The organism is Mycobacterium sp. NPDC003449 (assembly GCF_053588415.1).
Genome location: NZ_JBSFPX010000087.1, coordinates 18,655 through 28,431 on the forward strand (window position 1 = coordinate 18,655; position 9,777 = coordinate 28,431).

A 9,777-nucleotide genomic window follows, 5' to 3' on the forward strand; every position below is an offset into this window, starting at 1 on the left:
GCTACTTCTCCAGGATCCGGCGAAGAAACTGCTTGAGCCGGGGATTGTCCGGTGCCGTGAATATCTGTTCGGGCGTACCCTGTTCGCCGATGACACCGTCATCGAAGAACAACACACGATCGGCGGTTTCGCGCGCGAAGCCCATCTCATGCGTGACCACCAGCATGGTCATGCCCCCGGCGGCGAGCTCTCGCATCACCTTGGTGACCTCGCCCACCAGTTCCGGATCGAGAGCGCTCGTCGCCTCGTCGAAGAGCATGACCTGCGGTTGCATGGCGAGCGCGCGCGCAATCGCCACTCGTTGCTGTTGGCCGCCGGAGAGCTGCTCCGGATAGAACCCTGCCTTCTCGGCCAGGCCCACCTGGGTGAGGCACTCCATCGCGAGTTCCGCGGCCTGCGCCTTGGCCATCTTCTTGGCCTTGCGCAATGCGAGGGTGGCGTTCTCCAGCGCGGTGAGGTGGGGGAACAGGTTGAACTGCTGGAACACCATTCCGACATGCTGATGCACGCCACTCGCGCTGCGCCGATCATGAACCGCCACACCGTTGACCACGATCTCGCCCGAGTCGACGGTCTCCAAGCCGTTGATCACCCGCAGCAGGGTGCTTTTGCCGGATCCGCTCGCCCCAATGACGGCGATGACCTCGCCGGCCTCGACCGACACGCTCACTCCACGGAGCACCTTGTTATCGCCGAAGCTCTTGTGGACGTCGGTGACTTCGACAATCATGCGACCTTCTCCCTTCTGGTAATGCTGCGCTTCTCGAGTGCTCGGGCCACGAGGGAGAGCGGGAAGCTGATGATGAAGAACATCGCCGCGACGACCAGGTAGACATAAAAAGGGTTTGCGCCTTGATCGGTGATCGCCTGGCCCTGTCGGACTATTTCGAAAAAGCTGATCGCCGAGGCGATCGAGGTGTTCTTCACGAGCGTGAGATACTGACCGAAAAGGGGTGCCAGGACGATCGGAAGCGTTTGGGGGAACACCACATCCTTCGTGATCTGCAGGCGTGACAGCCCCAGCGTCGTCCCCGCTTCACGCTGACCCGGGGGCACCGCCTCGAACCCGGCTCGGAAAACCTCCGAGATGTATGCACCCTGGTACAGCGTCATGGCGAACAGGCTCGCCCCGAACACCGTGACCCCGTCGAGACGCAGGTAGGCGGCACCGAAGTAGACGAAGAGCAGCTGTACGAGAAGTGGTGTGCCGCGAAAGAATTCCAGATACACCCTGAGCAGGAACCCGAGCACCGGGATGCGCGCGTAACGGCCGAGGCCGACGATGAACCCGAGCGCGGTACTCGTGACAATGGATGTCGCCGTAAGAACCAGCGTGGCGATGAACCCTTGGAGGAGTAGTCCTCGGGCCTCGAAGATCTGTTCCCAGTCGTTCATCCGCGATCACGTCCCATCTGCAGTTGCCGTGATCCGCGGAATCCGGCCCGCTGGCCCGCCTTGATCGGCGGCTTGAAGACCCGCCGGGCGAACATGTCTGCCGCGAATGAAATTACATTCGTCAACACCAGGTAGAAGAGCATCGCGAACGCGAATACCGCCAGGGTCTCGTAGGTGATGCTGTTGACGATCCGGGCTACGCTCGTGAGCTCGTTGACGGCAATCGCCGAGAGCAATGAACTTGCGAGGATCATATCGACGTACTGATTGACTATGGGGGGGAACACGGTTCGGATCGCTTGGGGAAATGTGACGCTGAAGAAGATTTGCGTCGGCGAAAGGTCCAGCGAGCGGGCCGCCTCGAGCTGTCCCGGCGGGACGGCCTGAATCCCGGATCGGATGATCTCCGAGAGGTAGGCGCCACCGTTGATCCCCAGGGCGGCGATTCCGGCGATCAGCGCAGGAATGCGAATGCCGATTGATCCCAGCCCGAAGAACACCATGAAGATTTGCACGAGAACCGGTGTATTCCGCAGGATCTCGACATAGACCGTACTGACGGCACGCAGTACACGCCAACGCGACCGACGCCCTGTCGCAACTATCGAACCCAGGATCAGCCCGATGAAAAACGCGGTCGTCGAGGTCCAAATCGTCACCCACGCACCATGAACGAACATCTGGGTGTAATGAAGGAAATTCACAGGCGTTCAATCCAACTTCTCTAGTCGAAGATGAGACGCGCCGGCGCGGCGGGCCGGTCCGAATGTCAGGCTGTAGTCCGCCACCGAGCGAGGCGCCGTCAGTCCTCGAGACCCTCGAAGGCTGCGGGGGGCGGGTCTATGCCGAGTGACTCCTTGAAGAGCCTCTTGCCCTCGCCCTTGGCGTGGAACTCCTCGAGGAACTCATTCACCTTGTCCAGAAGCGTCGTATTGCCTTTCTGAATCCCGAAGGAGTAGCCCTGAATCGGTCCGACCTGTCCGGGTACCAGTTTGAGATTGGTGTCGGACGTGAGGTGAAATTCGAGCGCCTGCACGAGGTCCACCATGGCGTCCGCCTGCCCTTGCTCCGTTGCCTGGAATGTCGCCACTTCGGTGTCGTATTGCTGCAGCGTCGCGTTCGGGAACTCTTTGGCGGCGTAGGTCGCGCCCGTCGTGCCCTTCTGGACGGCAATGGTCTTGTCGGCAAGCTCTTCGACGGACGTGATCGGCGAATCCTCCGGGACCACCGCGCCCTGATAGATGTTCATGATCGGTGAGCCGAAGTCGATTTGCTGTTGTCGTTCGGGTGTGATGGTCAAGGTGAACGAGATGACATCGGCCTTCCCGCTTTGCAGCGTCGGGATCCGGCTGTCCGCCGTGATCTCGAACAGGTTGGCTTCCACGCCGAGATAGCTGGCCAGTTGCTTGGCGACCTCGATGTCCAGACCGCCGGGTTTACCGTCCTTGTCGGTAAGGCCGAACGGGGGCGTGGTGAGACCCACTCCGATGTTGATGACGCCACGTGCCTGGATATCCGCCCAGGTACTCCCTCGCGCACCGGGATTCGTGCCTGCGCCAGAAGAGCCCTGGCCCGAGCTGGGCCCGCTGCCGATCGAGCACGCAGAGACGGCCAGGACGGCCGCGACAGTGGTGGCGGCAGCTACGAAAATGCCTGAGCGTCCGCGGCGACGAGACTGCATTCCGGTACTGATCATCAACATGCTCTCCTTTGAGCGTGCCGGCATTAGCTCCGGCCAGCCATCTTGCTGGATACCATTACTCATATAGACGACTAGTCTGCGGGTTAGACTACGCGCATCGCTTCGGCTGTCAAGATGCCGTCAGATTCGATTGACACCGGCTCGTTCCCCGTGCTCACATATATAGACCTCCGGACAAATTTTCATCCACTGAAGGGAATCGCCAGAGATGATCGAGGCTGATCGGCAGGCCCTGAGCGGCGTCACGGTACTCGACCTCACACGATTCATCGCCGGTCCACTGGCCACGCAGATACTCGCGGATATGGGCGCCAAAGTGATCAAGATCGAGCGCCCGGGCGGGGAGGACTCTCGTGGGCTCGCGCCCTTCTACAAAGGGCAGAGCATTTACACGATGCTGTACAGCCGAAATAAGCATGCGGGCACCCTGGACACCCGGCATCCGGAGGCTCTTCCCATACTCGAGGACCTCATCCGCAGCGCCGACGTCGTTGTCGAGAACTACCGCCCCGGAACGCTCGACGCGATGGGGGTTCCCTATGAACGGATGGAGGAGCTACACCCGGGCATCATCCTGGTGTCCATTTCCGGTTTCGGGCAGACCGGCCCGCTCGCCGGTCGTGCCCTCTTCGACAGCGTCGCCCAGGCCGCCTCCGGCCTCATGAGCATGAGTGGCCACCCTGACGGTCGCCCCATGTTGACAGGTGCCTTCGTCGCCGACTACATCGCCGGCTATCAGGCGACGATCGGAGCGTTGCTGGCGATCATGCATCAGCGCGCCACGGGTGAAGGTCAGCGAGTCGACGTCGCTTCCGTCGACGCCCTCTTCTCCACGCTGGGCACAGCTCCCAGCGACTGGGCCATGAACGGTCATCTCGTCGCGCGAAACGGGTCGCGAGATCGGATGAGCGGTCCCGCCAACCTTTTCCGCGCTCGCGACGGGTTCATCTATCTACACGCAGGCACCGACCCGCTGTTCCGCCGCCTTGCGGTGGGCATCGGGCGGCCCGAACTGGCCGATGACGACCGTTTCGAATCGGTCGCCAAACGGATGGCCCACATCGAGGAGATCGAGCAGATCGTCACCGACTGGATTTCCGTTCTCACCGTCGACGAGGCAACCGCCGTTCTGGAGAAAACCGGAATCCCGTTCGGCAAGGTGATGGGCGTCGACGAGGTCACCGACTCGGCGCAGGTCGCCGCCAGGGAGATGATGGTCGACGTCGAGCATCCGATGCTCGGCACGCTGAAGCTGCCCGGCATTCCCATCAAGCTCAGCGAGACGCCCGGATCGATTCGCAAAGCCCCGCCCCTCATCGGCGAGGACAACGACGCGATCTTCGGCGAATTCCTCGAATACTCGCCCGAACGGGTTCAACAACTTCATGATCGCCACGTGATCTGACCGGTGCTCGCCCATGACGCATCTCGCATGACGTATCTCGGCATCGATCTCGGTACGACGTCGGTGAAAACGCTGCTCCTCGACGACCGCGGAGACGTCGTCGCCCGGAATTCGGCCTCCTATCACACCACCGTCGGCGTCGACGGGGCCGCCGAGCAGAATCCGCAGGATTGGGTAGCGGCACTGATCTCCTGCCTCGAGCACGTCCCGGCAGAACTGCGGGGAGCAATCTCGGCCATCGCGATCGACGGACACGTGCCCAGCCTCGTTCTCGTCGACGAGACAGGCGGGCCGGTGCGGCCGGCCATCACATGGCAGGACAGCCGCCCATCGGGCACCGCCGCACTTCTCGGCGAGCGACTCGGCGATATCGCACCGCTGGTGGGCACCGCCCTCCCGTGGGCCGCATCGCAGCTCCTTCCACAGCTGGCCTGGGTTGCCCGCAACGACGCCGACGCACGCCGCGCGCGTTATGCATTCGCTCCGAAGGACTACCTCAACATGTTTCTGACCGGCGTTGCGGGAACCGATCCGTGGACGGCCAAGGGCATGTGTGACACGCGCACGGGCGAACCCGTCTCATCGCTTCTCGAGGCGGCCGGGTGGCCCGCCTCGATCTGCCCTTCGGCGGGCCGGCCATGGGAGTCGCTCGGCACGGTGACCGAAGCCGCAGCCGCCGAACTCGGACTTCCCACCGGCGTTGTCGTCGCCACCGGATGGACCGATGCCATGGCCGCGGTTCTTGCCGTAGGGGCTTTCGAATCACCGGGTGGTTTCGTGCTGACCGGAACCTCCAACATCGTGGGTGTCTCGTCGACGCCAAGCGCCGAGGCCCCCGGCCTCTATAACGTCCCTGCCGGCCCGTCCGCGCCGATGCCGCTGCTCTACGGCCCGACCCAGAGCGGCGGCGACGCCTTGCTCTGGTGGGCACGACTGCTCGGGGTCGAGGTCGCCGAACTCGTCGGGCTGGCACATCAAGCCGCGCCGGACGACCTTCCCACCGCAATCCCCTATCTGCGCGGGGAACGTGCGCCGCTCTGGGACGACGGGCTGCGCGGACTGGTCGCGGGGTTGAGTATCGGCGACGATCGGCCGCGGGTCGCGCGTGCCGCCCTCAGTGGCGTCGCCCTGGCAGCGCGTCACATCCTCGACACGGCCGCGTCCGCCGTGGGCAATGAACTGCCCGTCATCGACATCGGCGGCGTCGGCATCACCGATGCCGGCTGGCGATCCGTGTGGCTGACCACGCTCGGGCGCAGGGTGCGCCTGCACAATGAACCGGCGCTCTCCGCGCTCGGCGCAGCCATGCTCGCGGCTCTCGCAAGCGGATGGGACATCGAGGCGATCTCGGTCCTGCGACAACCTCCGCTTGTGCTGGAGCCGGACGCTTGCCAACGTTCGCTGGCCGACGTGGCATTCGAGCGATATCAACAGGCGAGCACAGCCGCCGTGAAATGGAGAACCCATGAGTGAGTTGGCGATCGACGATGTCGTCGTCGTCGTGCGGCTTCGCGACCCCGAGGACGCCTACGTTGCATGCTCGGCGCTGATCGACGGAGGCGTCCGAAGCGTCGAGGTCACGATGACGGTTCCCGGCGCAGTCGAGTTGATCGAGCGACTCCGGCCGACCGGAGCGTTCATCGGAGCGGGCACCATACTCGAACCGGCCAGCGTCGCCGAAGTCGTAGCCGCCGGCGCCCGGTACATCGTGGCCCCCGATACCCGTCCGGATGTCATGCACGCCGCTCAGTCCGCAGGCGTGCCCATAGTGCCCGGCGCGCTGTCCCCGACCGAGATCAACCAGGCGTTGGTTCTCGGCGCGGCGGCAGTCAAGGTGTTCCCCGTCGACATGGTGGGAGGGCCGGACTACATCGCAGCCCTCCGGGGACCCCTGCCGGATGTACCGCTCGTGGTCAGCGGTGGTGTGACCATCGAAGCCGCACGCAAATATCTCGACCTCGGTGTCCGCGCGGTATGCATGGGCCGGGAGTTCTTGGATCACGACGAAGTCGTCAGTCGCGATGCCCGCGCCATGAGTCTGCGAGCGCGGCATGTCCTCGAGCGCGTCGGAGCGCGCGACCACAGCTGAAAAGGAACATCGATATGGCAAGAATATCCGGCGCCCGCATCGCCGACGTGCGATTCCCCACCTCCCTGGATGCATCGGGCTCTGATGCGGTCAACGGCAATCCCGACCATTCGGCCGCCTATCTCGAACTGCTTGTCGATGACCCGCTGTGGCCGTCGGGGTTCGGCTACGTCTTCACCCAGGGTCGGGGAAACGATCTGGCGGCCATGGCGATTCGCGGCGCGGCCGAACTGCTTCCCGATTGGGATGTCGACGAATTGCTCGACCGTATCGGCGAGGTGTCGCGCCTGCTCGTGCACGACACCCAACTGCGGTGGCTCGGGCCGGAGAAAGGCGTCACTCACATGGCAGCCGGTGCGGTTGTCAACGCATTGTGGGATATCAAGGCCCGCCGTGCCGGGCTGCCGCTGTGGAAGCTGTTGGCGCAGATGACACCCGAGGCGCTCGTCGACGCGATCGACTTCTCTCACCTCACCGATGCGCTCACCCGCGAGCAAGCCCTGGAAATCCTGCAGGCCGGACAGGACGGGAAAGACCAGCGCATCGCGGAGCTGGAACGCGACGGATTCCCCGCGTACACAACCGGTCCCGGATGGCTCGGCTTCGACGACGAGAAGATGCTCACCCTGGTGCGCGCGGCCGTGGCCGACGGCTTCACCCTCATCAAGATGAAGGTCGCCGGCGATATTGCCGACGATGTACGTCGCCTGGGGCTTGCCCGCGATGCCGTCGGTCCGGACATCCGGCTCGCGATCGACGCGAATCAGCGATGGGAGGTCGACGAAGCAATCGCGTGGATCAATCAGCTTCGCGAGTTCGACCTGTGGTGGGTCGAGGAACCGACCGCACCCGACGATATCCTCGGCCACGCCAGGATCCGCAAGGCCATCGCCCCGGTACGGGTCGCGACGGGCGAGGCGATGGCGAACAGGATCGTCCTCAAGCAATTTCTCCAGGCTGAAGCGATCGATGTCGCGCAGGTCGACGTCTCCCACTTCGCCGGATTCAGTGAGAACATCGCCAATCTCCTTCTCGCCGCCCGTTTCGGAGTCCCGGTGAACCCGCACGCGGGCGGAGTCGGGCTTTGCGAACTCGCACAGCACCTCGTGTTCTTCGACTATGCGGTGGTCTCACGCAGTCAACAAGGTCGAGCCCTTGAGTACATCGACCATCTCCACGAGCATTTCGCCGCACCGGTCGAGGTGGTGCAGGGCCGCTACTGCGCCCCGAATGCCGCAGGCACGAGCGCGGAGATGTTGCCGGCTTCGGTTGAGGAATGGACATACCCCGACGGAGCCGGATGGCGGGACCTGCGCGAGCGCGGGCTCTTCCCCGATGTCAGGCCTCGCTGGTGATCCGGCCTCGGTTGATCGATCACCGGGTTCGGTCGAAGCCCGACTCGAAAGGAGCTGTGAGTTGACCATCAGGCTGGCACCCAATGTCGATCTTCTCTTCACCGAGGCCGGTGATGTCCCGCAACGCATTGCGGCCGCCGCGGACGCGGGTTTCGATGCCGTGGAATTCTGGACCACGTCCGATCGGGATGTTCCTCAAATCGCACGCGTGGCCAGTGATCGCGGGGTGGCCATCACCTCGATCCTCGCCGAGCCGCGAACAAACATCACGTTCCCCGACACCGACCTGGGCTCGTTCTATGACGGCGTCGCCGCCACGGTGGACCGGGCGCGCCAACTCGACTGCGACCGCATCGTCGTGTCCGGCGGAACAGGGTACCTGCGCCGTTCGCGTCGTGAGCAGCTTGAGCTTCTCGTCGAGGTCTATGGTGAACTCGTCGCGCGTACCGAAGGATCCGGCGTCACCTTCACGCTCGAGGCGTTCAACACGAAGGTGGACCACCCGGGCGCCCTACTCGACAACACCGCCGACGCCGTATCCGTCGTACGCCAGGTCGGATCGGAACGGTTCGCCGTCCTCTATGACCTCTACCATTCCATGGCGCAGGGCGAAGACCCGGCCGCCGTGTTCGCCGAAAGCGGTGACGTGATCCGGGCCCTGCAACTCGCCGACGTCCCCGGCCGTGGCGAGCCTGGGAGCGGCCACGTCGACTGGCCGTCACTCGTAGCGCTGGTGGTGTCGACCGGATACGACGGCATCATCGGACTGGAGTTCTATCCAACCCGAAAGACCGTGGAGGCGATCGAATACATTCGCGCCGTTGTATCGCGCGGCGGCCACTGAGGGGTGCGACATCCTCGCTCTGAACCCCACGTAGGAGGGACCGCGGGTACCGGCTAATCTCGGAGTCACCAACGACACGAGGGAGTGCGCATGGAGGGCTTCGCCGGAAAGGTCGCCGTGGTGACCGGGGCCGGATCGGGTATCGGTCAGGCACTGGCCATCGAACTCGGACGGTCGGGCGCCAAACTGGCGATCAGCGATGTCGACACCGAGGGTCTGGCCGCTACCGAGGAACGCCTCAAGGCCATCGGTGTCCCGGTCAAGGCCGACCGGATCGACGTCACCGAGCGCGAGGCGTTCCAGCTGTACGCCGACGCGGTCAAGGAGCACTTCGGCAAGGTCAACCAGATCTACAACAATGCGGGCATCGCGTTCACCGGCGACGTCGAGATCTCCCAGTTCAAGGACATCGAGCGGGTGATGGACGTCGACTTCTGGGGCGTCGTCAACGGTACGAAGGCATTCCTGCCGCACCTCATCGAGTCGGGGGACGGCCACATCGTCAACGTGTCGAGCCTGTTCGGCATCTTCGCGGTGCCCGGCCAGGCCGCCTACAACTCGGCGAAATTCGCGGTGCGCGGGTTCACCGAGGCGCTGCGCCAGGAGATGGCGGTGGCCAAGCATCCGGTCAAGGTGACCTGTGTGCATCCCGGCGGCATCAAGACCGCGATCGCCCGCAACGCGACCGCCGCCGAGGGTCTCGATTCGGCACGCCTCGCCGAGGCCTTCGACCGCAAGCTGGCGAACACCACCCCGGAACGGGCCGCCAAGATCATCCTCGAGGCCGTCCGCAAGGACCGGGCCCGCGTGCTGGTCGGCGCCGACGCCAAGATCCTCGACGTCCTGGTCCGCTTGACCGGATCGGGCTATCAGCGGCTGTTCCCGACCATCGTCGGGCGGTTGATGCCACGCTGATCCGCACCGTCGCCGGCCGCGAGCGTGCGCAAAGTGCCGGTGTTTTCCGGCGTGGCGGGCAACAGACGCGCA

General features: G+C 64.2%; 10 protein-coding genes. 6 read left to right on the forward strand and 4 right to left on the reverse strand.

Annotated elements, in window-relative coordinates; genetic code table 11:
• Position 1 precedes the first annotated feature (1 nt).
• The 4 genes from ACWDTP_RS21270 to ACWDTP_RS21285 form a co-directional block, all read right to left on the reverse strand.
• Entirely contained in the window at positions 2-730 is a 729-nt protein-coding gene (locus tag ACWDTP_RS21270) for an amino acid ABC transporter ATP-binding protein (RefSeq protein ID WP_450023347.1), read from the reverse strand.
• On the reverse strand, positions 727-1,395 hold the full coding sequence (locus tag ACWDTP_RS21275; protein ID WP_450023348.1) for an amino acid ABC transporter permease: 669 nt from the start codon (positions 1,393-1,395) through the stop codon (positions 727-729). Before ACWDTP_RS21275 ends, ACWDTP_RS21270 begins: the two co-directional genes overlap by 4 nt.
• On the reverse strand, positions 1,392-2,075 hold the full coding sequence (locus ACWDTP_RS21280) for an amino acid ABC transporter permease (protein WP_450023364.1): 684 nt from the start codon (positions 2,073-2,075) through the stop codon (positions 1,392-1,394). Before ACWDTP_RS21280 ends, ACWDTP_RS21275 begins: the two co-directional genes overlap by 4 nt.
• Before the next feature lie 122 nt (positions 2,076-2,197).
• Positions 2,198-3,091 carry an amino acid ABC transporter substrate-binding protein gene (locus ACWDTP_RS21285; RefSeq protein ID WP_450023350.1) on the reverse strand — a complete coding sequence of 298 codons (894 nt, stop codon included), beginning with the start codon at positions 3,089-3,091 and terminating at the stop codon, positions 2,198-2,200.
• Positions 3,092-3,305: 214 nt separating this feature from the next.
• On the opposite strand from ACWDTP_RS21285, the gene ACWDTP_RS21290 reads away from it, so the two are divergent.
• The 6 genes from ACWDTP_RS21290 (at position 3,306) to ACWDTP_RS21315 (ending at position 9,705) form a co-directional block, all read left to right on the forward strand.
• On the forward strand, positions 3,306-4,502 hold the full coding sequence (locus ACWDTP_RS21290) for a CaiB/BaiF CoA transferase family protein (protein ID WP_450023352.1): 1,197 nt from the start codon (positions 3,306-3,308) through the stop codon (positions 4,500-4,502).
• A 27-nt stretch (positions 4,503-4,529) separates the two neighbouring features.
• Positions 4,530-5,975 (forward strand): xylulokinase, encoded by a 1,446-nt coding sequence (locus tag ACWDTP_RS21295; protein WP_450023354.1) that lies wholly within the window; start codon positions 4,530-4,532, stop codon positions 5,973-5,975.
• The gene (locus ACWDTP_RS21300) at positions 5,968-6,591 is read left to right on the forward strand and encodes a bifunctional 4-hydroxy-2-oxoglutarate aldolase/2-dehydro-3-deoxy-phosphogluconate aldolase (RefSeq protein ID WP_450023356.1); all 624 of its coding nucleotides are present in this window, start codon (positions 5,968-5,970) and stop codon (positions 6,589-6,591) included. Before ACWDTP_RS21295 ends, ACWDTP_RS21300 begins: the two co-directional genes overlap by 8 nt.
• Before the next feature lie 47 nt (positions 6,592-6,638).
• On the forward strand, positions 6,639-7,946 hold the full coding sequence (locus tag ACWDTP_RS21305) for an enolase C-terminal domain-like protein (RefSeq protein WP_450023358.1): 1,308 nt from the start codon (positions 6,639-6,641) through the stop codon (positions 7,944-7,946).
• Positions 7,947-8,007: 61 nt separating this feature from the next.
• Positions 8,008-8,790 carry a TIM barrel protein gene (locus ACWDTP_RS21310; protein WP_450023360.1) on the forward strand — a complete coding sequence of 261 codons (783 nt, stop codon included), beginning with the start codon at positions 8,008-8,010 and terminating at the stop codon, positions 8,788-8,790.
• A 90-nt stretch (positions 8,791-8,880) separates the two neighbouring features.
• On the forward strand, positions 8,881-9,705 hold the full coding sequence (locus tag ACWDTP_RS21315) for an SDR family NAD(P)-dependent oxidoreductase (protein ID WP_450023362.1): 825 nt from the start codon (positions 8,881-8,883) through the stop codon (positions 9,703-9,705).
• Positions 9,706-9,777 lie beyond the last annotated feature (72 nt).

Coding starts and splice junctions, on each gene's coding strand:
- ACWDTP_RS21270 (WP_450023347.1), bottom strand. CDS start 730: ATGATTGTCGAAGTCACCGACGTCCACAAGAGCTTCGGCGATAACAAG.
- ACWDTP_RS21315 (WP_450023362.1), top strand. CDS start 8,881: ATGGAGGGCTTCGCCGGAAAGGTCGCCGTGGTGACCGGGGCCGGATCG.
- ACWDTP_RS21275 (WP_450023348.1), bottom strand. CDS start 1,395: ATGAACGACTGGGAACAGATCTTCGAGGCCCGAGGACTACTCCTCCAA.
- ACWDTP_RS21300 (WP_450023356.1), top strand. CDS start 5,968: ATGAGTGAGTTGGCGATCGACGATGTCGTCGTCGTCGTGCGGCTTCGC.
- ACWDTP_RS21280 (WP_450023364.1), bottom strand. CDS start 2,075: ATGTTCGTTCATGGTGCGTGGGTGACGATTTGGACCTCGACGACCGCG.
- ACWDTP_RS21295 (WP_450023354.1), top strand. CDS start 4,530: ATGACGTATCTCGGCATCGATCTCGGTACGACGTCGGTGAAAACGCTG.
- ACWDTP_RS21290 (WP_450023352.1), top strand. CDS start 3,306: ATGATCGAGGCTGATCGGCAGGCCCTGAGCGGCGTCACGGTACTCGAC.
- ACWDTP_RS21285 (WP_450023350.1), bottom strand. CDS start 3,091: ATGATCAGTACCGGAATGCAGTCTCGTCGCCGCGGACGCTCAGGCATT.